Origin of the sequence: Kitasatospora misakiensis (assembly GCF_042656005.1) — a bacterium.
In the GTDB taxonomy this organism is placed as follows: domain Bacteria; phylum Actinomycetota; class Actinomycetes; order Streptomycetales; family Streptomycetaceae; genus Kitasatospora; species Kitasatospora misakiensis.
Genome location: NZ_JBHSOF010000024.1, coordinates 1 through 23,206 on the forward strand (window position 1 = coordinate 1; position 23,206 = coordinate 23,206).

Here is a 23,206-nt window from a genome sequence, read left to right on the forward strand (position 1 = left end):
TTGGGGGCTGGGCCCGGTGGTTGCTCGGTGCGACGCATTCGAAGTTACGGGCGGCTCTGGTGGGTTTCAAGGATTCGCAGGTTTAGCGAGGTCAGTGGGGGGTTACCGGTCGTAACGATCACCAGAATGGGCCGATTTGAAGGCAAATGCACCGTTTTTCAAGATCGAACAGGGCCTGATGGTGGTCCGGGCCACACGCGGGGGCCTGTGAGCCCGCGCACAGGTCGACACCCCGTGACCGCGCCCCGCCCCACCCGTGACGACGCGACCCCCGCGCGGGTGGCCCCCACCACAGCCCTCACCCGTCGCGCCCCCTGTCGTCACCCACCGTGTCCGGAATAGCCTCGGGCCATGAGCAACGACAGCGATGCGGAGCAGGGAGCGGCGGCAGCCGACGGGGCCGAGGAACCGGGCGCGGCGGTCGCCCCGGCCGGATTCGAGCTGGGCACCGACGGGCCGAAGATGATCGTGGCGGGCCTGGACGGCTCGGACTCCTCCTGGCGGGCGACCGCCTACGCGGCGGGCCTCGCCCGGCGGCAGAACGCCACCCTGGCGGTCGCGTACATCCAGCCGGTGCTGGGTGCGGCCACCGCGCTCGCCGGTGCGGCCGTGGAGGAGACGACCCGGGAGATCGCCGACGAGCTGCTCGACGCGCTCCGCGAGGCCGAGCACCGTTTGCGCGACGTCTGGCGGGTGGACTGGCGGTTCCTGACCGTGCGCGGCGACCCGTACGCGGGCCTGGCGCGGCTGGCGGACGAGCTGCGGGCGGACGCGGTGGTGGTCGGCGCCTCCGAGCAGGCCGGGCACCGGGTGATCGGCTCGGTCGCGGTGCGGCTGGTCAAGGCGGGCCGCTGGCCGGTCACGGTGGTCCCGTAGGCGCGGTCCCCGGCAGAAGAGGATCGAGGGCTGCGGTCCCGGCGGGTGCCGGGGCCGCAGCCCTCGCGGTGTTCGTACGGGTGGGCGCCGGCGAACCGCCGCCGCCCGGCTGAGCGGCGGCTACAGGATGGAGAGGCTGTTGCCGCAGATGTTGGCCTGGAAGTTGATCGGGATCTGGATCTGGTTGCCGGACAGCACGCCCGGGGAGTTGGCCACCACGCCGCTGGCGTAGGCGCCGCCCTGGTTGATGCAGACGGTACCGCCGCCGCCGTTGAAGCCTTCGAAGCCGTCGAGGCCGCTGAGGACCGGGGCGGAGGGCGCGTGGTGCGCGGTGCTGTCGCAGTCGCCCGCGAAGGCGGGGCCGGCGGACAGGACCGCCAGCGCGGCGCTGAGGCCGGCGGCGAGCAGGTACTTCCTGGTGTTGGTCATGGCGAAGGAATAGCCAGCCGACACGCCCATGACGACATAATCCGACCATAGGATCACCCGAATGCAGTCCTGATCGCACACCGATGCAGGAGCCCCGCCGCCCGGCCGGCGCACCGGAGGGGCGGTCCGGCGATCCCTGTGGTGCGGCGATCCCTGTGGTGCGGCCGCGCCTCGCTCGGCGCCGCGTGCGGCTCACCCGGGGCGCCCCTTCCGTTGTCCCAGCCGGGAAAACCGGGCCGGAACGGGACCCCGGCCCCGTGCGTCCGGGACAGCCGCTCGCCGACTCTCGATGCACGGCCGCAGCCCGGGTCCGGTGACCCCGGCCGACGGCCGCCACCACAGCACGAACGGGAGACGCGTATGTACGCACACTGGGGCACCTTCACCAAGAACGACACCCTCGGCGACTGCCTCGCCCTGGCCCAGAGCGCGCTCCTGCGCCAGGGCTTCCAGGTCTGGGACCTCGCGGGCGACGGCGACTACCAGGTGATCGGGGGCAACGCGAACGTGATCGCCACCATCGTCTGCGTCCCGCAGTCCGGCAACATCTGGCTGACCGTCAGCGCCTACTCCACCGACTCGACGCTCGCCGAGCGGACCCGCAACGACGTGCGCACGTACATCGTCGACTCGATCCGGATCGACTGACCGACGACGAAGGCCGGGTCGAACGGCCGGCGGTCCCGGGGGCGGCAGGCCCGCCCCCGGGACCGCCGGGGCCCGGCGATAGGCTGCGTGACCATGACGGACACCTCGGTCGATCCGCCCCGGACGCCCCGCCACAGCACCGCCGCAGGCCCGTCCGGCGCAGGTCCGTCCACCGGTGGCGCGTCCGATCGGGATCCGTCCACCGCGGATCTGTCCACCGCGGGCCCGTCCACCGCGGACCCGTCCGGTGCCGACCTGCACCTCGACCTGCCCGCCACCGGCAGTCGCCGGGCCGCCCTGATGGCCGCCCTCCGGGAGGCGATCCGCGGCGGCCGGCTCGCCCCCGGCACCCGGCTGCCGCCCTACCGGGCGCTCGCCGCCGACCTCGGCATCGCCCGCAACACCGCCGCCGACGCCTACGCCGAACTGGTCGCCGAGGGCTGGCTCACCGCCCGCCAGGGCTCCGGCACCACCGTCGCCGAACGGGCCGAACCCGTCCCCCCGACCCGGGCCCGCCGCTCCTCCCCGCCGCCGCGCCCCACCCACGACCTGCGGCAGGGACAGCCCGACGCCGCCGCCTTCCCGCGCGCCGCCTGGCTCGCCGCCGGACGGCGGGCGCTCACGGCCGCGCCCAACGAGGCGTTCGGACCCGGCGATCCGCAGGGCCGGCGCGAACTGCGCGAGGTCCTCGCCGACTACCTCGCCCGGGCCCGCGGCGTCCGCACCGACCCGGACCGGATCGTGATCTGCTCCGGCTTCGCCCACGCGCTGCGGCTGCTGTTCGACGGCCCGCGCGCCGTGCTCCCCGCCCGGACGGCCGGAGCGCTCGCCGTCGAGGGGTACGGGCTGGCCTTCCACCGCGGCCTGCTGGCCGCCGCCGGGGTCACCACAGTCCCGCTCCCGCTCGACGAACACGGCGCGCGGGTGGGCGGGTTGGCGCACCAGCCGGAGGTCCGCACGGCGCTGCTCACGACCGCCCACCAGTTCCCGACCGGGGGTCCGCTGCACCCGGGCCGTCGCGCGGCGGTGGTCGACTGGGCGCGCGGCCGTGGCGGACTGGTGCTGGAGGACGACTACGACGGGGAGTTCCGCTACGACCGGCAGCCGGTCGGCGCGCTGCAGGGCCTGGACCCGGAGCGGGTGGTCTACCTCGGGACGGCCAGCAAGAGCCTCAGCCCCGCGCTGCGCCTCGGCTGGATGGTGCTGCCCGACCACCTGGTGGACCGGGTGCTCGCCGCCAAGGGCGAGCGCGAGGCCTGGGCGAGCGCGCTGGACCAGCTGACCCTCGCCGAGTTCATCGACTCCGGCGGCTACGACCGGCACGTCCGACGGATGCGCCGCCGCTACCGGGACCGCCGGGACCGGCTGGTCGGCGCGCTGGCCGAGCGCGCCCCGCACATCGAGGTCACCGGCATCGCGGCCGGGCTGCACGCGGTGCTCCGGCTCGCACCCGGGACGGAGCGGTCGGTGCTCAAGGCGGCCGCCTACCGGGGGCTGGCACTGGACGGGCTGGCGGACTACCGGCACCCGCTGCTCGCACCGGAGGCGATGCCGGCGACGGACGGCCTGGTCGTGGGCTACGGGACCCCGCCCGACCACGCCTACCCGGCGGCGGTGGAGGCGCTCTGCGCCATCCTGCCGTCGCCGCTCTGAGCCGTCGCCGCTCTGAGTCGTCGGTCGCGTCGGCCCCGGCCGACGTCGTGGGTCCGGCCGGGCGGGCGCGGAGGGTAGGGCTCGGGCCGTCGCCGGACGGCGGAACCGGACGGAAACGGCCCCGGGTGTCCGCTCCGCTGTCATATGCCGGTACGGACCGGGGCGGAGGCGGACATCGGCGCGCGCACCGCCGCCTACGCTCGTTGGTCATGCGCACTTCATTTCTGAGCCGTACCGGCCTGCCCGCGATCCTCGCCCTCCTCCTCGGCCTGCTGCTGTCGGCCACCCCCGCCCACGCGGACACCCCGCTGCTGTCCGTCTCCGTCGACAAGGCCACGGCCGTCCCCGGCTCCGAGGTCACCCTGACGCTGACCCTGACCAACCCGCACGACACCCCGGCGCAGTTCGTCTACGAGTCCATCCAGCCGACCTACGGCACCACCCTGAACACCGGCCTGAAGTACGCCTTCTCCTCCTGCGGCGGCAATGTCACGGCCTGCGACACCGGTGCCACCAGCGGCCTGGTCCACCACTCCGTCCCCGTCGCGGCCGGCGCCACCACCACGGTCACCCTGACGTACACCATCGGCGGCGACTCGGTCTGCGGCGACGGCGCGCGGATCGACTTCTACACGTACCTCTACTACGAGTACGCGTCGGGTGCGGCCAGCGACTCCGGAATCTTCTCGGTTCCCGGCAACGAGGTCACCTGTTCCTGAGCCGTTCCCCCGCCCGGGCCGACCGGCCGTCAGCGCGCTCCCCGTCAGGTGCCGATCACCCCCGTACCGGCACCTGACGGGGCCTTCGCCGGTTCCGTCCGCGCTGCTCCGGCAGTCGGCCGACGGGCGTTGTCGGACCCGCGTGGCAGGCTTGGCGCATGGCCGAACTCGTGACCACCGAGACCCTCGTGACCGCGCCCGCCGAGGGCGCGCCGCCGATTCCCGGCGATGTCGCGGAGCTGATCCGCGCCCGGGCCGGCGAGCAACTGGCGCCCCTGGTCCACCGACTCTTCCGCCCCTCCCTCGTCCTCGACCCCGTACCGGGGGAGCCCCCGGCCGCCTCCGGCCCGGACGGCGCGGTGGTCGGGCGGCTCGGCGGGTTGCCGGCGCTGCCGACCGGCACGGACTGGCCCGAGTTCGCCGGGCGTCCGATGCAACTGCTCGCCCAGCTCGACTGCGCCGCCCTCGCCGCAGCCTTCCGGTCCACCGGGCCGGATGCCGGGGGCTGGCCACTGCCCGCCGACGGCCTGCTGCTCTTCTTCCACGACGAGTGGCTCTCCGACTTCAGCGGCCGCGGCTGCCGCGTGCTGCACATACCCGCCGGTGCGCCGCCGCGGCCCGCGCCGGCCGCCGACGGGGTCACGCCCGCCGTCCCGGCCGTCCCGGTCCGGGCCACCTGGGCGGTCTCCGCGCCGTCCTACCAGGACCGCGAGCTGGAGCGGCTGTTCCCGGACGACTTCCTGGTCGCCCTCGACCTCGCCCAGGACCTCGCCGAGGGGCTGCCCCGCCCGGCGGTCCGGCTGCTGGGCTGGTGCGACACCGACACGGGCCGACCCGAGGGACACCGCCCGCTGCTCCAGATCGAGAGCGGCGTCCTGGCCGCCGAGTGGGGCGAGTGCGTCAACGTCTCCTTCTGGATCTCCGACGAGGACCTCGCGGCCGGCCGCTTCGACCGGGTACGGCACGGCTTCGAGGTCGCCTGACCCGGCCCGCCGCCCGGTCGGCGTCCCGAGCCGCCCGGCAGGCGGGAGGTCTCGGGCAGAGCCTAGGCTGGAAGGAGGCCCGGGTGAGCGGTCGGCCGCCGGTCCGGGCATGGCCGGAGCGTGCGGCGGAGCGGTGGGACGGACGTGGCCCCGAAGACTGACGCGGACCCCGAGCACCCGGACCCCGCACGACCGGAACACCCCGGGCGCCCGGAGCCCGCGGTCCCGTCCGGTCCGGCCGAGCCGCCGGACCGCGCAGCGCACAGCGACGCCCCCGCGCCGGACGGGACCCCGGCCCCCGACACGACCCCCGGGTCGGAGGGCGCCCCCATCGCCGAGCTGGTCCGTTCGATGCGCGCTCACCCGGCCCGGATGCCGGAACTGCTCGCCGTCTTCGCCGTCCGCCACCGCGGTCCCCGTGCCGCGCGCCGCGTCGCGGCGCTCCGGGCGGCCCACCCGGAGGCCTCGACGGGCGAGCTGGCCGCGCGGGCCGTCGACCACGCCCGGCGGGTCAGCCAGAGCGAGGGCGCCTTCGTCGGCGGACCGTTCCTCTGGCTGATGCCGTTCGCCTTCTGCACCGCGCTGCTGGCCCAGGGGCAACTGCTGCTGGAGTTGGCCGCCCTCGCCGGCAAGGACCCCACGGACCGGGCCCGTGCCCCTGAGCTGCTCGTCCTCCAGGGCGCCCACCCCGACCTCGCCGCCGCCGAGCGGGCCCTCGCGGCCGGCCCGCCACCGCCCGACCCGTCCCGTAGCACCGGCCGCCTCCGGGGGTTCGGCGCACTGATTTGGCGGATGGCCCGCCTGCTCGGGCTGACCAGCGAGGGCACCGTCCCGCCGCCGTCCCGCTGGCGGTCCGCGGGGGAGTGGTCGCTGCTCGCCCTGGTGCTCCTGATGGGCACCGTCGCGCCGCTGGTCTGGCTCCCCTACATGGCGCTGTCCTACACCTGGGCCACCGACCGGTTGGCGGTTCGCGGGGTCGCCTTCCACTTCGGCGGCGACCCGGCCGGCTGGCCCGGTCTGCACCGGGCCCGCGCCGATCCCGGTGTCGTGGCCGCCGCCGGGCGGGCCCTGTTCGCACTGCTGGTGCCGGTCGCGGCGGTGGCCGGGCTGCTGCTCGCCGACATCCGGCTCGCCGACAGCCGTTGGCCGGTCCTGGCGTTCGTCCTGATCGCCCTGTCCGTGGTGGTGGGCACGCTGTGGTGGACGGCGCACCGGCGCGCCCTGAGGGCGTCGAGGCGCGCGGCCCACCCGGGCCAGGAGCCCGCCGGGTGAGTCCGGTGCGTCACCGGCGGCCCAGGACCCACTACGACGAACGGGCAGACGGGTCCGGTGAGTTGAGGCCGGCGCCGGCCTGATCGGCGGCCCTGTTCGCATTGTGTTCGAACAGCGAACGCATGTTCGCCACGTCCGCGCCCCACCGGCTGGGGCGCGGACCATCGCGCTGCTCCGTTCGGGTGGAGTGAATCGTTCCTACGTCTGGGCGATTCGCATGCGCAGAGCCGTGACGGCGCACTGGTGCACGGTCCTCGGATTCAAACCTTCCGATCGGAGAGATTCACCCAATCGGGGGGCGCTCGGCTGCCGCGCCGGGTTGGTCGTGTGTTGGTGATCTAGGGTTCCGATGGATCGCCCGAGTGGGCGCACCTGCATCGCGAAGACCGCCAAAACCCCCACCAATACGCGTATCTGATGACCCGTCCAGACGAGGTTCCGGCAGCCGCCGGTCGCGCGACGGGTCGGCGTGACCTGATCACACGAATGGAGAACCCTGCCGATGACCGTGGAGACGCCCCCGGAGACGCCTCAGGTGGCACAGTCGAGCCTGACGACGGCCGCTGCCCGCAATCTCGCCACCACCACCAAGTCCGCGCCGCAGATGCAGGAGATCACCTCCCGCTGGCTGCTCAAGGTGCTGCCTTGGGTGCAGGCCGCCGGTGGCGCCTACCGGGTCAACCGCCGACTGACCTACACCGTCGGCGACGGCCGGGTCGAGTTCATCAAGACCGGTTCCGAGGTCCGGGTCATCCCGCAGGAGCTGGGCGAACTCGCCCTGCTGCGCGGCTTCGAGGACGACGCGGTGCTGACCGCGCTGGCCGACCGCTGCGAGCAGCGCGACTTCGGCCCGGGCGAGGTGCTCGCCGAGCGCGGTGAGCCCGCGGACCGGATCTACCTGATCGCCCACGGCAAGATCAACCAGATCGGCACCGGCAAGTACGGTGACGAGACGGTGGTCGGCGTGCTCGGTGACGGTGACCGGTTCGGCGAGCAGTCCGTCCTCGACCAGGACGCCGTCTGGGAGTTCACCGCCAAGACGGTGACCGCCGGTACCGTGCTCTCGCTGCCCCGCCGGGACTTCGAGCAGATCCGGGACAACTCGCCCGCGCTGCAGGCGCACCTCGATGCCTTCCTGGCCCTGCCGCTCCAGCGCCAGAACGAGCGCGGCGAGGCCGAGATCGCCATGTCGGCCGGCCACCACGGTGAGTACCAGCTGCCGGGCGCGTTCGTGGACTACGAGCTGAAGCCCCGCGAGTACGAGCTGAGCGTCGCGCAGACGATCCTCAAGGTGCACACCCGGGTCGCCGACCTCTACAACCAGCCGATGAACCAGATCGAGCACCAGCTCCGGCTGACCATCGAGGCGCTGCGCGAGCGCCAGGAGTTCGAGCTGGTCAACAACCCGGAGTTCGGTCTGCTCAACAACGCCGACTTCGCCCAGCGGATCCAGACCCACTCCGGCCCGCCCACCCCGGACGACCTGGACGAGCTGCTCAACCGCCGCCGTGACCCCGACTACCTGCTCGCGCACCCGCGGGCCATCGCCGCGATCGGCCGGGAGCTCAACGCGCGCGGGATCTACCCCCACCACGTCGACCTCGGCGGGCAGCAGGTGCCGGCGTGGCGCGGAGTGCCGATCCTGCCCTGCAACAAGATCCCGATCAGCAAGGAGAACACCAGCTCCATCCTGGTGATCCGGACCGGCGAGGACAACCAGGGCGTCATCGGCCTGCACCAGACCGGCATCCCGGACGAGTACCAGCCGGGCCTCTCGGTCCGGTTCATGGGCATCGACGAGAAGGCGATCATCTCCTACCTGGTCAGCGCGTACTACTCGGCCGCGATCCTGGTGCCGGACGCCGTCGGTGTCCTGGAGAACGTCGAGATCGCGCACAGCCGCCACTGAGCCGTACGGCACGGCGTGCTGCGCGGCGAGGCGCGGCGACGCGCGCTCGGGCGGGCCGTCCCCGGAGGGCTCGCCCGGTTGGCCGTAACCGGCCCACCGCATGATCGTTTCACCTGATGCCGGACGGCCCGCCCCCGCGGCGGGCCGTCCGGTGTCGGCCCCCCTTTCCGGCGTGGGCCGGCCCTCCTGACGACACGAGAGGTGCATGGAGCCCATGTCGCAGCACCAGCCGCCCCGGCGGATACCGACGGACGGGTCGTCGTGACCGCGGACCGGGTGCCGGCGAACGACGCCACCGACCGCGAGGCCGTCGAGAGCGGCGGTCGGGGCGGCCGGGGCGGTCGCGAGAGCGCGTTATCCGTGCACGCCGGCCCGCGGGCGCGGCGGGTCCGAGTGGCCGGGGCCGCCGCCGCTGTGGCCGCGCTATGCGCGTTACTGACCGGTTCGGCCGCCGCCCGCTCCTCGACGGCCCAGCACGGCGGGAACCCGCACGGACCGATCGTCGAGACCTGCGTCTCCACCGGCACGAGTGTGTCGGTCGGGGTCGGCCACGGCGGCGTGGACGTCGAGGTGGACGTGGACGTGGAGGTCGGTGTGGACGTCGACCTCTCCGGGATCCTGCACCACCCGTACCCGACGCACCCGAAGCCGTGGCCGTGGCCGACCAAGCCCTGGCCGCCGAAGCCGACGCACCACCACCCCTGCCCGTCCCCGTCGCCGACGCCGTCTCCGAGCGTCACCCCGACGCCGACGCGGACGACCCCCGCGCCGACGCCCACGCCGAGCCCCACCGCGACGCCGACGCCGACCGCCACACCCACCCCGACCCCCACGCCGGTCACGGAACCGCCGCCGACCCCGGCCCCGGCGCCGCCCGCCCCGCCCGTCCCGACGCCGCGGCCCACCCCGCCGACCGCGTCACCCCGGCCGCCCGCGCCCACCCCGCCCGCGCCGACGCCTTCGCCGAGACCGGCGAGCCCGCGGCCGTCCGCGCCGCCGGTGGTCCCGCCGCCCCCGGCGCCCGCCCCCGAACCGCCCGCCCCGCCGCCGCCCGCCCCGCCGCCCCCGGCCCCCAGCCCGGCGCGTCCCGCCCCGACGCTGCGGCCCGTGCCGGCCGCCGCGCCGGTGGAGGCACCGGAGCGGCACCACGGCAGTTCGCCGACCCGGACCATGCTGGTCGTCACCGTGCCCGCCGTGCTCGCCGCGGCAGCGCTGCGTTCGCGCGGTGGGGGAGGCCGAGGCCGTGGTGGCGGCCGTGGCGGTTCAGGTTCAGGTTCCGGTTCTGGCGGTTCGAGCGGCTCCTGACGCCGCTCCCCGCCCCCTGCTCCGTTTTCCCGTAGCCGTCCCGAGCTCTTCGGTGTACGGCCCCGACTGTTTTCGATCGACCCCTGTCGATTCCCGACCGAGAAAGGAGTCCCGATGTCCGAGTGGTTGGCGCTGGCCATCGCCATGCTGGCGGCCTGTGCCGTCGTGGTGGCGGTGGTGCTGCTGAGGCACCGCCGTGTCGGTGAGGACGAGGACACCGACGAGACACCCGACGTCATCGAGTACATGACGATGATGATCGGCGTGGTCTACGCGATCGTGCTCGGCCTCGCCATCGCCGGCGTCTGGGAGACACGCGGTGTCGCGCAGGACGACGTCTTCCGTGAGGCGCAGGCGCTGCACGAGGTGAGCGCGCGGGCGGAGGTCTACCCGGTGGAGTTCCGCGACAAGGTCCGCGCCGACGTCGACGCCTACGTCTCTTACGTGGTCGACGTGGAGTGGACGTACATGCGCGAGAACGGCGAGATCTCCGAGCGCGGCACGGAGTTGCTGAACAAGCTGCGCACCGATGTCGCGACCCGTCCCCCGGCCTCGGACCTGGAGGCGCAGTCCTACCAGCCGATCCTGGACCGGATCAGCATCGCCGACGACGCCCGCAACGCGCGCGGTCAGAACGCCGGCCCGACGATGCCGGGCGTGGTCTGGTTCGGCCTGATCGTCGGCGCGGTGGTGACGGTCGGCATGGTGTTCGCCCTGCAGATCCGGCGCTCCCGCCGGGAGTTGCTGCTGGCCGGGGCGTTCAGCGCGCTGATCGCCTTCCTGCTCTTCCTGATCTGGGACTTCGACGACCCGTTCGGCCGGAGCGTCTCGGTCACCACCCAGACGTTCACCGATCTGTTCCCGCACCTGGGTGGCGGGAGCGACTGAGCGCGCCCTTCGGAATCCTCCTGCGGGCCGACCCCCATAATCCGGGCCTTCGATAATCTGATCGGGCCGTTGGGGGTCGGCCCCGGCGTGTGCGCCGAGAGGAATCGCGAGCAGTGGCCCACCAGCAGCCCGGCCAGGGCGAACAGTTCCCGACGACCACGCGCCCTGGACGTGCCTGGTGGTGGCTGCCGGCCGAGGAGCGGCGTCGGCGCAAGCGCCGGCAGCAGGAGTGGAAGGCGTACCTGCGCAGGCACGGGGAGCGGAAGAAGGACAGCGACTTCGACGACTACCTGCCCTCCGGCTGCGGCAACGGCGGCCGTGGGGGCAATGGTGGCGGGGGTGGCGGCTGCGGGGGTGGCGGCAACGGCGGGTGCGGTGGCGGCGGCGGTGGGTGCGACGGCCCCTGCCTGCTCGCGCTCCTCCCGGTGATGACGGTCGCCGGCCTCCGGTTCGCCCTCACCGGCGTCCGGGGCGGCCAGGGCGGTAGGGGCGGCGGCCGGACCCGCAGCGCGGAGCACGGCACGGACCCGGCCGCGCCCCCGCCGCGCGGCCTGGCGGCCGCGGTGCTGTACGGCGCGGTGCACCACTACCGCACCGAGATCAGCCCGAAGCGCCCGGCCTGCTGCCTGTACACGCCGAGCTGCTCGACCTACGCGGTGCAGGCGCTGCACCGGCACGGCGCGGTGCGCGGCGCCCGCCTCACGGCCGGCCGTCTGCTGCGCTGCCGCCCCGCCGCGGCCCGGCGCAGGAACGGCGTCGACCCGGTGCCGGAGCGCTGAGCCGACCGGAAGCGCGGGGCCGGCCGGAGTGTCCCGGTCGGCCTCTCGCCATTGCCCGGACCGGTACGGTGGCCTCCCGAGAAGTCCCCGCGTCGAACGGAGAACGGGTCATGGACAGCCGCGCCTGGGACGAACGCTACGCCGCGAGCGAGCTGGTCTGGGGCACCGAGCCCAATCGCTGGGTGGTCCGCGAGCTGGCCGGTCTCACCCCCGGGCGGGCCCTGGACCTCGCCGCCGGGGAGGGCCGCAACAGCATCTGGCTCGCCGCCCTCGGCTGGGAGGTCACCGGCCTCGACTTCTCCACCGTCGCCCTCGGCCGCGCCGAACGGCTCACCGCCTCGCTGCCCGACGAGGTCGCCGACCGGCTGACCTGGCGGCACGGCGACGCACGCGGCCTGGAGGCGCCGCCGGAGGGCTACGACCTGGTCGTGGTCGCCTACCTCCAGCTCCCCGCCGAGGACCGCCGGGCGGCGCTGCGCGGCGCCGCGGCGGCGCTCGCGCCCGGCGGCACCCTGCTGGTAGTCGGCCACGACAGCACCAACCTGACCGAGGGGGTGGGCGGCCCGCAGGACCCCGCCGTGCTCTTCACCCCCGAGGACGTCCTCGCCGACCTGGCCGGCGCCGGTCTGCGGACCGTCCGGGCCGAACGGGTCCGCCGCCCCGTCGCCGCCGACGCCGGCCATCGCGGCCCGGCGGACGGCGGGGCCGCCGCGGAGGCGGTGGACGCCCTGGTCCGCCTGGAGCGGACGGCCTGAGCGGACGCCCCGCCTGGGAGGTCACCCGGACCTCCGGCGCCGGACCGCATCCGGGGCGGGTGCGCGGGGTATGCAGGTGTCCCGGGACGAAGGCGTCCCGCGACGCCAAGAAGATCTACAGTGCTGTAGATTCAAGGCGCAGGCGAGCAACGAGGAGGGCGCGATGAGCGTTTCGCTGGCGAAGGGGCAGAAGCTGAGCCTGGAGAAGCCGGGCGGAGGCCGACTGGGAGTGGTGCGGATGGGCCTCGGCTGGCGGGCGGCCCAGCGCAAGGGCTTCCTCGCCAAGCTGTTCGCCTCCCAGGAGATCGACCTGGACGCCTCCGCGGTGCTGTTCTCCGGCGGCAAGCCGGTCGACGTGGTGTTCTTCCAGCACCTCACCAGCAACGACGGCTCGGTGCGGCACAGCGGAGACAACCTGACCGGCGGCGCCGGGGACGCGACCGACGACGAGACCATCACCGTCGACCTCACCGCCGTGCCGGCCGAGGTGGACCAGATCCTCTTCACCGTGAACTCCTTCACCGGCCAGACCTTCCAGGAGGTCGAGAACGCCTTCTGCCGGCTGGTCGACACCCAGACCGGCACCGAACTGGCCCGGTACACGCTCACCGGCGGCGGCGCGTACACCGCGCAGATCATGGCCAAGATGCAGCGCACCCAGGCCGGTTGGCAGATGATCGCGATCGGCCAGCCGGCCGGCGGACGCACCTTCCAGGACCTCATGCCGGAGCTGGTCAAGCACCTCTGAGCGACCGGCCGCGCGGCCCGCCCGGGTATCTCCGGGCGGGCCCGTCCGCATGCCCGCGGGCCGCGTCGGCGGGCGTGCCCGGTCGGGTGGAGTTCCGCGATAACCCTGCGGCGCCCTCCGCGAGTCGGCTAACACTGGCCGCATGGACGATGACGCCGTGCAACTGCCGGAGCACCTGACGATCAGGGTGACCCACACGGACGACCCGGTCGCCGCCGTGGCCGGCCTGGAGGCCTGGGCATCCCGCGAGAAGTACCCGAACCTGATGATGATGCCGCCCGTCTTCGGCAGCCTGGAGCGCACCGACGCGGGCGCCTGGCGGGTCCTGGACTTCCACGCCACCACCCCGCAGGCCGCCCGGGACGACCTGGGCCACACGTTCCGGATGTGGGCGCTCGCCGAACCCGGCACCGACCAGGCCGCCGACCGGGAACTCGACGAGGCGGAGCGCGCCTCCTACACCGCGGCCTACGAACGGCTGGAGTGGGAGGCGCTCGACGAGATCTCCGCCGGCGGCCGCGACTACCGGATCTTCCGCGCTGAGCAGGTGCTGCGTTCGGGCCCGGACGGCATCGAACCGCCCCGCCCGACCGACCCGGACCCGGCCGCCGTCGGCGAGGGGTGCCGACTGCCGTCCCGGATCCGGGGGTTCGTGATCGACCCGGCGGCCGGGGTGACGCTGGTCGACGGGATCCTGCGGCTGGACATGATGTCGCTGGTGCCGACCGGCCGGTTCATCCCGGAGGACGTCCGGGACGAGGCGCGGCTCGCCTCCCACCTCCACCCCAACGTGCTGGTGCTGCCGGTGCACTGTGCGGTCGCGGAGTACCGGGAGGGCCGCTGGGGGCCGATGACCGGCGCCTGCGAGACCCCGCAGCAAGCCCGGGACACCCTCGCCGCCTACCTGCGGGAGTTCGCGCCCCGGCTGGACCCGCACCTCGGCGAGGAGGAACTCGCCCGGTACGCGGAGGCCGCCGACCGCCTGGACGCCGAGCGGCCCAACGACCTGCGCGCCGCCGACCGCCGCTTCCAACTGGTCCGGGTCGAGCCGGTGGTCCGCCTCGGCCCGGACGGCCCGGAGCCGCCCCGCAGCACGGACTGGGACCCGGAGCCGCCACTGCGGGTCCAGGAACAGCGCGACCGCGAGGCGGGCATCTTCTACGGCGAGGACGAGGACGAGGACGGCGAAGCGGGGGACGACTGACGGCGGCTGAGAGAGTGCTCCGGAGCGCGCCCCCGGCCCGGTCGGCGGTCTGTCCGTCACCTGTCGGTCGGCCGGCCCCAGGTGACGGGGAGGGTGTGGAGGCCACCGGTCACGCTCGTGGCGTCGACCGGGACCTCCTCCGGCGGGCAGGCGAGGCGCAGGTGCGGGAGGCGGCGGAACAGGGTCTCGTAGGCGATCCGCAGTTCCAGTCGGGCCAGGCCGGCGCCCAGGCAGAAGTACTTGCCGTGGCCGAAGGCCAGGTGGGGATTGGGGGTGCGGGCGAGGTCGAGGGTGTCCGCGTTCGGGAAGATCCGGTCGTCCCGGTTGGCGGACTGGAAGGAGAAGACCACGAGGTCGCCGGCGGCGATCCGGCTGCCGCCGTACTCCAGGTCGGTGCGGGCGTAGCGGGGCATCCAGCTGCCGCCCGGTACCGCGAGCCGCATGACCTCCTCGACGGCGGCGGGGGCGAGGCCTGGGTCGGCGGCCAGTGCCGTGCGGGCGGCGGGGTGGGCGAGCAGGTACAGCAGGCCGTAGGGGAGGCGGGTGGCGACGGTCTCGTAGCCGGCCAGGAGGATGCCGCTGAGGGCGTGCGGGAGTTCGTCGGGGCGCAGGACGCCGCTCTCGGTCGCGTCGGAGTCGTCGGCGCGGGCGGCGAGCTCGGTGAGGAGGTCGTCGGCGGGGGCGCGGCGGCGCTGGTTGAGGAGCTCGCCGATCGTGCGGTCGAGGGCTCGCCACTCCGCCGCGTCCGCCGGGCCCCCGGGGTCGGGGGCTCGGCGGACCCGGTCCGACCAGGCGGCGAACGTGTCCCGCCGCTCCGCCGGGATGCCGATGAGGTCGCAGATCACGCCGAGCGCGAAGGGCCGGGCGAGGTCCGCGCACAGGTCGGCCGGCGGGCCCGTGTCGAGCAGCACGCCGAGCAGCGCGTCGAAGGAGGTTTGGAGCCGGGGCCGGAGCCGTTCGACGCGGCGTGCCCCGAAGGCCTCGGTGAGGGTGGTCCGCCAGCGCCGGTGGTCCGCCACCGCCGTGGCGTGGTTGGTCTCGGGGCCGAGCAGCGCGGCGTCCCAGAGCCGGGGCGCGCGGGCCGGGTCGGGGTGCGACTTGCCGATCCGGGGGTCGCCGCAGAGCGCCCGGACGTCGGCGTGGCCGGTGACGAGCCAGGCCCGGTCGCCGGTGGCCGTGGGGAGTCTGGCCAGGCCGCCGCGCTCGCGGAGTCCGGCGAACTCGGGCGGCTCGGCCAGGGCGGCGGGGCAGGCGAACGGAAGGATGCCCTCCCCGGCCGTCACCTCGTCCGCCTCCCCGGCCCGGTCGGCTGCTGTGCCGGCGGCGGTGTAGCTGTCCGAGCTCATGACGTGTCCCCCCTCGCCGGCCGCGGCGGCCGGTGCCAGTCGTCTTCCCGGCTCAGCGTCGTTCGTGGACCGCCCGGTCGTCCTCGCTGCGGCGCTGGGTGCGGCGCTGGGTGCGGCGCTGGAGGGCGGCGGTCGCGGCGGTGGTCGTGATCGCCTGGACCACCGTGGCCATCGAGCCCGGGTGGACGGCCAGGAAGAGGTTGGGCTCGACCAGTTCGAGCTCCATCACCACGGGCGTGCCGTCGGCGCTGTCGACGAGGTCCACCCGGGCGTACAGCAGGTCCGCCGCGCCCGGCACCGTGGCCAGCGCCCGCTCGGCGACCGCCAGGTCGGCGGGGGTCGGCGACCACGGCTGGATGCCCGGGTGGGCGACCTTGCGCTGGTCGAACGGCACGTCGGGGGAGAGCACCGCGTTCTTCCGGATCGCGTGCAGGAACCGTCCCCGGACGAAGACCAGCGCCCGTTCGCCGGTGGCGTCGATGCCGCTCATGTACGGCTGGAGGATGGCGGTGAGGCCCTCGGCGTGCATCCGGGCCACCTGCTCGCGCGCCTCGTCGTTCTGCTCGGGCCGGTAGCGGGCGGCGTAGCGGGCGCCGGCGCCGATCACCGGCTTGAGCACGTACTCGTGGTCGTCCGGCAGGTCGGCCGGGTCGCCGGGGGCCAGGTAGCGGGTGCGGACGACCGGGACGCCGGCCGCCGCGAGGGTGCCGAGGTAGCTCTTGTCCGAGCTCCAGCGCACCACCTCCGGGGGGTTGACCAGCCGGGTCGCCCGGCTGCAGAGGTCGACCCAGTCGAGGAATTCGGGCTTCCGCCAGGTGTAGTCCCAGGTGGAGCGGATCACCGCGAGATCGAATTGCGACCAGTCGACGCCCGGATCGTCCCATTCCGTAGAGATTGCGTCGGCACCCGCCTCGGAAAGCGCCCGGAGGAGCAGGGGCATGTCATGGTCGGCATTGATTTCCGGACGGGGCCTAGCCATTACCAGTGCGATCTTAGGATCGATCATCGGCCATTTCCTCGGCTTGGGGGGCGGCAGTGCGGCAGTAAGCTACCAGCTGGCCGGCCCCGGGGAATTCCCCACGCGGTCGATGTGCCGATTACTGACCGGTGTCGGTCAATCGTAGAATGTCCTGACCGTCGGCGGCCAGGGTTGTCCCGGGAATGGCGGAATTCCGTGGACCAGGCCCGCTCAGCCGCCCAGGTCGGACCGGATGAGCGCCAGGTGCCGGGCCGCGTGCAGCGTCTCCGGGTGGTCCGCGCCGAGCACCCGCCGGGCGGCCGCCAGGGCGTCGGTCTGGAGCCGGTGGGCCTCCTCGGCCTCGCCCCGTGCGAGCAGCGTCTCGGAGAAGTGGTGCGCCGTCCGCAGCGTCTGCGGGTGGTCGTCGCCCAGCACCCGCCGGTAGCGCGCCAGGGTCTCCCGCTGGAGGCGGTGCGCCTCGTCCAGCCGCCCCAGGCGGCGCAGGGTGGTGCCGTAGGAGTCCGCGGCCCGGAGCGTGTGCGGACTGTCCTCGCCGAACGCCCGTCGGCAGCGGGCGAGGGTCTCCTCGTGGAGTTCGCGGGCCTGCTCGTAGCGGCCGAGCGCGCTGAGGTCGGCGGCCAGGTGGTTCGCCGAGCGGAGGGTGTCGGGGTGGTCGTCGCCGAGCACCCGCCGGTACCGGGCGAGGGTCTCCTCGTGGAGTTCGCGGGCCTGCTCGTAGCGGCCGAGCGCGCCGAGGTCGACGCCCAGGTGGTTCGCCGAGTGCAGGGTGTGCGGATGGTCGGGCCCGAGCAGGCGCCGGTACCGGGCCAGGGTGTCCTCCTGGAGCCGCTGGGACTCCTCGTAGCGGCCCCGCAGGCGCAGGTTGATCGCGTGCCCGTGCGCCAGCCGCAGGGTCTGCGGGTCGTCCTCGCCCAGGGCGCGGCGGCTGCGCGGCATCGACGCCCCGTAGAGCAGGTGCGCCGCCTCGTACCGGCCCTGCTCGCGGTGGGCGCGGGCCAGGCAGCGGCCCGCCCAGAGGACGTGCCGGTCGTCGGGACCGGAGGCGGCCGTCCAGCGGGTGTGGAGGTCCGCCGCGAGGCGGGCGCTCGCCTCGGAGTCGCCGCGCTCGGTGAGGTACCAGGCGGCGTCGCAGGCGAGGTCGCGCAGCTCCGGCGCGTCGGCTTCGCCCGGGTCGACGGCGAGCAGGTGCGGCACCACCCGGGCCCAGGTGGCCCAGGTGGCGGGATCCTCCGGGTCGCCGGGCGCGGCCTGGACGAGGACGGTCCGCGCGTGGCGGCGCACGTCGGCGGCGTCCGCGCCCAGCTGGTCCCGGATGACGGCCTGGACGAGGCGGTGCAGCCGGACGCCGTCGTGGGTGCTGGTCGCCAAGCCCAGCCGGACGGCCGAACCGACGCCCCGGTGCAGGGCGACCGGGTCGGTGTCGGCCAGCGCCAGGGCGGCCAGCGGGCCGGTGGCGGCGTGTGGGTCGGGGGCGGCGTGCGGGTCGGTGGGGCCGTGCGTGCCGGGGGCGTGCGGGTCGTCGGCCTGCGGGGCTCGGGCCGCCACCGACCGGCCGAACGCGAGCAGCCAGTGCACCGGGACGGACTCCGGGGCGAGGAACGCGCACAGCCGCACCACCGCCAGGCCGAGCGGGTCCAGCCGTGCCAGCCTCGTCGCGCTGAGGTCGATGGCCCCCGCGAGCGGCTTGCGGTAGTCGCCGGTGGCGCCCTCGGTCAGCACCGCCGTCGCGTGGGTGTCCAGCAGGGCCAGGTAGTCGCCGACCCGGGTGGCCGTCTCGGCGAGGAAGCCGCCCGCCTGGGCCAGGGCGAGCGGCAGGTCGGCGAGGGCGCTCGCCAGCAGGTCCGCGTCCTCCGGGCTCAGCTCGGGGCGGCGGGTGCGCAGCAGGGCCACCGACTCGTCCCGCTCCATGACGTCGACCGGGACGGTGGTCGCGATCCCCTCCCAGCCGCCGGCCCGCGAGGTGATCAGGACGTGGCCGGGGCCGCCCGGCAGCCACTTGGCCACCCCGGCGCGGTCGTCCGCGTTGTCGAAGACCAGCAGCCAGCGGTTCCGGCCGCGCAGGTGGGCCTTGAGGACGGCGACGGCCGTCGCCGTGTCGGTGCCCGCCTCGGTGAGCGCCAGCTCCACCGCCAGGGCCGCCACCTGCTCGCCGATCAGCGCCGGGTCCTCGGCGGCGATCCACCAGACCAGGTCGTAGTGGGAGGCGAACCGGCAGGCGTACTCGATCGCGATCTGCGTCTTGCCGACGCCGCCGACCCCGCGCAGGGCCTGCACCCCGCCGGTGCTCCCGGTGCCGAGGCGGCGGCGCAGGTCGGCCAGGACGGCTCCGCGGCCGGTGAACTCCGGATTGCGGGGCTCGACGTTCCAGACCGCGGGGAGGCTGCCGCTGACCCGGCCGGGCAGCGGGGCGGCGTCCGGGTCGGCGTCGTGCGCCGACCGGACGGGCGGGGCGGGGTCGGGGTCCAGGTCGGGGTTGGGGTCCAGGTCGGGGGCGGTGCGGGGGCCGGGAATGGATCCGGCGGGGGGTGGGGTCGCGGCTCCGGGTCTCGTCCCAGGGGCGGCTCCGGCTCCGGCGAACTCGGCTTCGGCCACCTCGGCCAGAGCGGTGCGCGCGCGGGCCGCGAGCGCGCGCTCGCCCCGCCGGTCGAGCTCGTCCGCCACCGCCGTCCACGCCTCGACGGCCCGTCCGACGGCCTCCCCGGCGCGCCGGGACGCCTCGGTCCGGGCGGTCGCGGCGGCGTGCAGCTCCGACACCTCCTCCTCCAGCTCCCGCACCCGCTGCCGGGTGGCCCGGAGCTCCTGGCGGGACAGGTCGGGGCGCGGGTCCTCCGCACCCGGTCCCGACTCGGAGCGGACATCGGCCTTGTAACGGACGGCCAGACGGTTCCAGGCGCTCTCCCAGGCCGGCTCGGCGGCCGGGTCGACACCGCACAGTTCGACGAAGACGAGCAGGAACGCCTTGCTCGGGAAGCGGCGGCCGGACAGGACCTCGCCGAGCGTCGTCCTCGGCAGCGAGCGGCCGAGCTGGAGCGCCTTCTTCTCCAAGTCCCGGTAGGACGGGCTGTCCGCACGGATCCGCAGCATGCGCAGACAGCGTGCGAGGTCTTCCTTGCTCGTCGCGGAAGCGGGATCGAGATGATCCGCGGAATGCCCGTTCATCGAGATCGCACAGCCCCCCATGCCTGTCCGACGGTGTCCCGAGGTGTCCGACAGCATACGCGTCCCGCGCCATTACGGGACGCGCCGCGTCCCAACTCGTCGAACCGTTGTCCGTGAAAAGGGGCGATCTGCCCGGACCTGGCGCGTGATCGGCCTCGGTTCTGGCGGGACGCCCCGGGGGGTGGTGATCTGTAGACACGGTGCGCTGTCGGGAATTCCGCCGCCGCACCGGCCGATTCCGGCGGCGTCGTGCGGCACGGGGAGTTCTCCGCGAGAACGGTCGCCGGAATTTCCGGAATCGAATCGGATGACGATATTCCGAGGTCTCGGAGAACGGCGGTTCGGCCGGCGGGCCGGACCGCACGGGAGGAGGGCTCAGCGTGCACACCCAGACACCCCCGACCGGCCGCGGTCCGCGGCGATCGGCCGGGCGGACCCGCGGCCGCCGACTCCGCGGCCGGCTCGGCGGCCGAACCGTCCGGCTGGCCGGGCTCGCCCTGTCCGGCGCGGTCGCCGGACTCGCCATGACCCTCGCCGGAGCCACCGCCGTCAACGCCGGGAACTTCGGCCTCGCCGTGACCACCACGCTCATCGCGGCCTTCCCACCGGCCGGCCGGGCCCACAGCACGTCCGACCGCCCGGACGCCTCGCCCGCCGCCGCCACCACCACCGACGACGCCGCCGCCGGCCCGGACCCCGAGCCCGGCCCGGACGCCGCTTGACCCAGCACGACCAGGGCCGGTCCGTCCGCGAGGACGGACCGGCCCTGGTCTATGCGGGCACCCGGGAGCGGGGCCCGGCCGATCCGACCTGGTCCGAAGGAGAGCGCTTAGTGGGCTGAGGGGGACGGCGCCGCGGACGGTGAGGCCGAGGCGCTCGGTGTGGCGGTGGCGGACGGGGTCGCCGATGGGGTGGGCGTGGGGCAGCCCGGGGCGGTCGGCGTGGGCGTCGTGCTTGGGGTGGCCGACGGGGTCCCCGACGGGGTGGCGGTCGCGCTCGCGCTCGCGGAGGGGCTCGCGGTCGCGCTCGGTGTACCGGTCGGGGTGCCCGACGGCGTGCCGGTCGGGGTCGGGCAGGTGGTCGGTGTGTCCGTGGGCGTCGCGGTCGGCGTGGCGCTGGGCGTCGTGGACGGGGTGCCGGTCGGCGTCGCGGTGGGCGTGGCCGTCGGCGTGGCGGTCGCGCTGGGGCTCGCGCCCCCGGACGGCGTGCCGGTGGGCGTGGTCGACGGAGTGCTGGACGGGGTGCTGCTCGGCTCGGCCGAGGGCGAGGGGGACGCGGACGGCGTCGCGCTCGGCGAGGGCTCGGCCGACGGCGTGCTGGTCGGGGTGCCCGGCGTGGCCGGCCCGGTGGGCGGGTTCGGCGCCGGCTGCGCGCCGGTGGTGCCGCCAGGGGTGACCGGGGCCGACGGTATGACCGGGAGGAGCGGCGTCAGCGGGCCCGGCGTGCCCGGACGGTTCGGGGTGGTGACCGGGCTGCCGGAGCCGAAGTGCGCCATCCAGTTCCGGACCGTGCGCAGGTACTCGGCCGAGTGGTTGTAGCCGAGCACCGCCCGGTCCAGCTGGGCCGGGTCGGACAGGTCGCGGCCGCCCGCGCACAGGTACCGGCCGGCCGCCTCGGCGGCGTCGAAGATGTTGTTCGGGTCGGCCTTGCCGTCCCCGTTGGCGTCCACGCCCCAGGAGGCCCAGGTCGAGGGGATGAACTGCATCGGTCCGACGGCGCGGTCCCACTGGGTGTCACCGTCGTAGCGGCCGCCGTCGGTGTCGGCGATCGCCGCGAAACCGGCGCCGTTCAGCGCCGGGCCGAGGATCGGACGGAACGTCGTCCCGCCGGCGTCCACCGCGCCCCGGCCGGCCTGGCCGGACTCCACCTCGCCGATCGCGGCGAGCAGCTGCCAGGGCAGGTGGCAGCCGGGGGAACGCAGCGTCAGCGCCGCCTCGGCCTTGCGGTAGGCGGCGAAGACCGTCTCCGGCAGGGCCGGACCGGACCGGAGCGGGTCGGTGAAGGGCGAGGTGATCGGCGCGAGCGGCGGCTGGGCCACCGGCAGGGTGCCGCCGCCGTCGACCGCGGCGGTGCCGAGGCCGCCGGGGAGCGGGGTGGCGCCGGGGCCGAACGGCGAGGCGGCGGTGCCGTCCGGGCCGGTGCCCGGGATGCCGCCGCCGGCGAGCTGCTCCGGGACGGTGTCCGCCGCGGCGGCCGGGGCGAGCCCGAGGCCGGTCACCTGAGAACCGGTCAGCGCGGCCAGGGCGGTGAACACCGCCAGCATGCCGGTCACCCGCTTGCCGAGCCGCAGCCGGCGGCCGGCCGTCCGGCCCTCCCGGCGCCCGGTCGCCGCGGGCTTGCCGTCGCCTCGTGCGGCCGCGCCGTTGCTGCTCACCATGGACTCGCCCCTCCCCGTCACCGTCCGGTCCCCTGGGAACGGACGGGCTGTCACCATCGTGCCATCCGGTGCATGACAGATCCCATGACAGATCCCATGACCCGGATGATTAGTATCACGACGATCTGACAGGCCCCCGGTGGCCTGGGGCGATACCGGGCGACACGGTTCGGTGAACGGACGGTGGACCGGTTCGACCGGGCACGGTCAGGGGAAGGAGCGACCCCTCACAGGTCGAGGAGCACGCCGTCCTCGGCCACGGCCGCGCCGGCCGCCGCGAGCGCCGGTGCCAGGGCGGCGGCCTCCGGCGAACCCCGGTGGGCGAGCGGGTTGGTGTTGTTGAGGTGGGTGTAGAGGTAGCGCGGGCCGGGCCGGCGGGCCAGGTGGGGGAGCGAGTCGGCGACCGCCAGGTGCCCCATGCCGCGCGAGGTGCGGGCGCCGCCGGTGCGCTCGGCGAGTTCGTCGTCGGTGGCGAAGGTGCCGTCCAGGATCACCACGTCGGCGTCGGCCGCCGCCCGGTCGACGGCGGGCGTCCACTCGGCGAGGCCGGGGGCGTAGACCGCGATGGCGCGGCCGTCCGCCTCGGTGAAGCGGTAGCCGATCACCCAGTCCGTCCGCTCCGCCGACGGCTCCCCGGCCGCGAGAGCCGGGAGGCCTGGCAGGCCTGGCAGGCCCGGCAGGTCGGCCGCGTACCGGGGCCGTTTGCCGCCGAGCGCCAGCGCCTCGGCCACCAGCCCCCCGGCCAGCTCCACCGGCTCCCCCGGGACGACGGTGTGCCAGTGCGCCTTGGTGTACGGGGTGAGCAGCGGGCCGACCGGGAACGCGCCGTGGAGCGCGGCCCGGACCGGCGCGGTGGCGTGCAGGGTCAGCTCGGCGGCCTCCCGCAGGGTCACCAGCCCCAGGGTGTGGTCGAGTTCGCCGCTGGTCAGCAGGACGCCGCGGAGCGGGGTGGCCCGGGTGCCGGGCGGTGGCGCCAGCTCGGGAGTGGCGAGCAGTTGGGACCGCAGGTCGGGGGAGGCGTTGACCAGGTACCAGGCGGCGCCGTCGGCGCTGATCGCGAGGCAGTCCTGGCGGCGGGCGGCGCCGGTGCGGCGGGCGGTGTCGCAGCCCGCGCAGCCGCAGTTCCACTGGGGCAGGCCGCCGCCGGCCGCGGTGCCGAGGATCCGGATCTTCAGGG

At 75.1% G+C, this 23,206-nt stretch carries 20 protein-coding genes; 14 read left to right on the top strand and 6 right to left on the bottom strand.

The window, feature by feature from the left end; genetic code table 11:
• Positions 1–462: 462 nt before the first annotated feature.
• A complete protein-coding gene (locus tag ACFP3U_RS19240) occupies positions 463–876 on the top strand; it encodes a universal stress protein (protein WP_380226893.1) in 414 nt (137 codons plus the stop codon).
• Positions 877–996: 120 nt separating this feature from the next.
• Here the strand turns inward: ACFP3U_RS19240 and ACFP3U_RS19245 are convergent, their stop codons facing one another.
• A complete protein-coding gene (locus ACFP3U_RS19245) occupies positions 997–1,305 on the bottom strand; it encodes a chaplin (protein WP_380226795.1) in 309 nt (102 codons plus the stop codon).
• Positions 1,306–1,665: 360 nt separating this feature from the next.
• On the opposite strand from ACFP3U_RS19245, the gene ACFP3U_RS19250 reads away from it, so the two are divergent.
• The 12 genes from ACFP3U_RS19250 (at position 1,666) to ACFP3U_RS19305 (ending at position 14,168) form a co-directional block, all read left to right on the top strand.
• Complete coding sequence (locus tag ACFP3U_RS19250; protein WP_380226796.1) at positions 1,666–1,953, top strand: hypothetical protein; 288 nt, start codon at positions 1,666–1,668, stop codon at positions 1,951–1,953.
• A 93-nt stretch (positions 1,954–2,046) separates the two neighbouring features.
• The gene (gene pdxR, locus ACFP3U_RS19255) at positions 2,047–3,606 is read left to right on the top strand and encodes a MocR-like pyridoxine biosynthesis transcription factor PdxR (protein WP_380226797.1); all 1,560 of its coding nucleotides are present in this window, start codon (positions 2,047–2,049) and stop codon (positions 3,604–3,606) included.
• A 209-nt stretch (positions 3,607–3,815) separates the two neighbouring features.
• A complete protein-coding gene (locus tag ACFP3U_RS19260) occupies positions 3,816–4,325 on the top strand; it encodes a hypothetical protein (protein ID WP_380226798.1) in 510 nt (169 codons plus the stop codon).
• 158 nt (positions 4,326–4,483) lie between these two features.
• Positions 4,484–5,308 carry a DUF1963 domain-containing protein gene (locus tag ACFP3U_RS19265; protein ID WP_380226799.1) on the top strand — a complete coding sequence of 275 codons (825 nt, stop codon included), beginning with the start codon at positions 4,484–4,486 and terminating at the stop codon, positions 5,306–5,308.
• A gap of 144 nt (positions 5,309–5,452) precedes the next feature.
• On the top strand, positions 5,453–6,580 hold the full coding sequence (locus ACFP3U_RS19270; RefSeq protein ID WP_380226800.1) for a hypothetical protein: 1,128 nt from the start codon (positions 5,453–5,455) through the stop codon (positions 6,578–6,580).
• A 502-nt stretch (positions 6,581–7,082) separates the two neighbouring features.
• A complete protein-coding gene (locus tag ACFP3U_RS19275) occupies positions 7,083–8,489 on the top strand; it encodes a family 2B encapsulin nanocompartment shell protein (RefSeq protein ID WP_380226801.1) in 1,407 nt (468 codons plus the stop codon).
• 656 nt (positions 8,490–9,145) lie between these two features.
• On the top strand, positions 9,146–9,829 hold the full coding sequence (locus ACFP3U_RS19280) for a hypothetical protein (RefSeq protein ID WP_380226802.1): 684 nt from the start codon (positions 9,146–9,148) through the stop codon (positions 9,827–9,829).
• A gap of 79 nt (positions 9,830–9,908) precedes the next feature.
• A complete protein-coding gene (locus ACFP3U_RS19285; RefSeq protein ID WP_380226803.1) occupies positions 9,909–10,682 on the top strand; it encodes a bestrophin-like domain in 774 nt (257 codons plus the stop codon).
• Positions 10,683–10,795: 113 nt separating this feature from the next.
• Positions 10,796–11,461 carry a membrane protein insertion efficiency factor YidD gene (gene yidD, locus ACFP3U_RS19290; RefSeq protein WP_380226804.1) on the top strand — a complete coding sequence of 222 codons (666 nt, stop codon included), beginning with the start codon at positions 10,796–10,798 and terminating at the stop codon, positions 11,459–11,461.
• 110 nt (positions 11,462–11,571) lie between these two features.
• Positions 11,572–12,216, top strand: coding sequence for a class I SAM-dependent methyltransferase (locus ACFP3U_RS19295; RefSeq protein ID WP_380226805.1), 645 nt, complete (start codon positions 11,572–11,574; stop codon positions 12,214–12,216).
• 163 nt (positions 12,217–12,379) lie between these two features.
• Complete coding sequence (locus tag ACFP3U_RS19300; RefSeq protein ID WP_380226806.1) at positions 12,380–12,964, top strand: TerD family protein; 585 nt, start codon at positions 12,380–12,382, stop codon at positions 12,962–12,964.
• Positions 12,965–13,106: 142 nt separating this feature from the next.
• Positions 13,107–14,168, top strand: a complete 1,062-nt coding sequence (locus ACFP3U_RS19305; RefSeq protein WP_380226808.1) for a DUF5954 family protein — start codon at positions 13,107–13,109, stop codon at positions 14,166–14,168.
• A gap of 56 nt (positions 14,169–14,224) precedes the next feature.
• Here ACFP3U_RS19305 and ACFP3U_RS19310 read toward each other — a convergent pair whose 3' ends face one another.
• The 3 genes from ACFP3U_RS19310 to fxsT form a co-directional block, all read right to left on the bottom strand.
• Positions 14,225–15,514: a cytochrome P450 gene (locus ACFP3U_RS19310; RefSeq protein ID WP_380226809.1), complete on the bottom strand. Its 1,290-nt coding sequence runs from the start codon at positions 15,512–15,514 to the stop codon at positions 14,225–14,227.
• 52 nt (positions 15,515–15,566) lie between these two features.
• Positions 15,567–16,520: an ATP-grasp domain-containing protein gene (locus ACFP3U_RS19315; protein WP_380226810.1), complete on the bottom strand. Its 954-nt coding sequence runs from the start codon at positions 16,518–16,520 to the stop codon at positions 15,567–15,569.
• A gap of 183 nt (positions 16,521–16,703) precedes the next feature.
• Complete coding sequence (fxsT, locus tag ACFP3U_RS19320; RefSeq protein WP_380226811.1) at positions 16,704–19,577, bottom strand: FxSxx-COOH system tetratricopeptide repeat protein; 2,874 nt, start codon at positions 19,575–19,577, stop codon at positions 16,704–16,706.
• A gap of 455 nt (positions 19,578–20,032) precedes the next feature.
• Between fxsT and ACFP3U_RS19325 the strand changes: the two genes are divergently transcribed.
• Positions 20,033–20,374 carry a hypothetical protein gene (locus ACFP3U_RS19325; RefSeq protein ID WP_380226812.1) on the top strand — a complete coding sequence of 114 codons (342 nt, stop codon included), beginning with the start codon at positions 20,033–20,035 and terminating at the stop codon, positions 20,372–20,374.
• A gap of 107 nt (positions 20,375–20,481) precedes the next feature.
• On the opposite strand, the gene ACFP3U_RS19330 is transcribed toward ACFP3U_RS19325, so the two are convergent.
• Entirely contained in the window at positions 20,482–22,029 is a 1,548-nt protein-coding gene (locus ACFP3U_RS19330) for a lytic transglycosylase domain-containing protein (RefSeq protein ID WP_380226813.1), read from the bottom strand.
• Between the two features lie 227 nt (positions 22,030–22,256).
• Positions 22,257–23,204, bottom strand: a complete 948-nt coding sequence (gene pqqB / locus ACFP3U_RS19335) for a pyrroloquinoline quinone biosynthesis protein PqqB (RefSeq protein ID WP_380226894.1) — start codon at positions 23,202–23,204, stop codon at positions 22,257–22,259.
• Between the last annotated feature and the right edge of the window lie 2 nt (positions 23,205–23,206).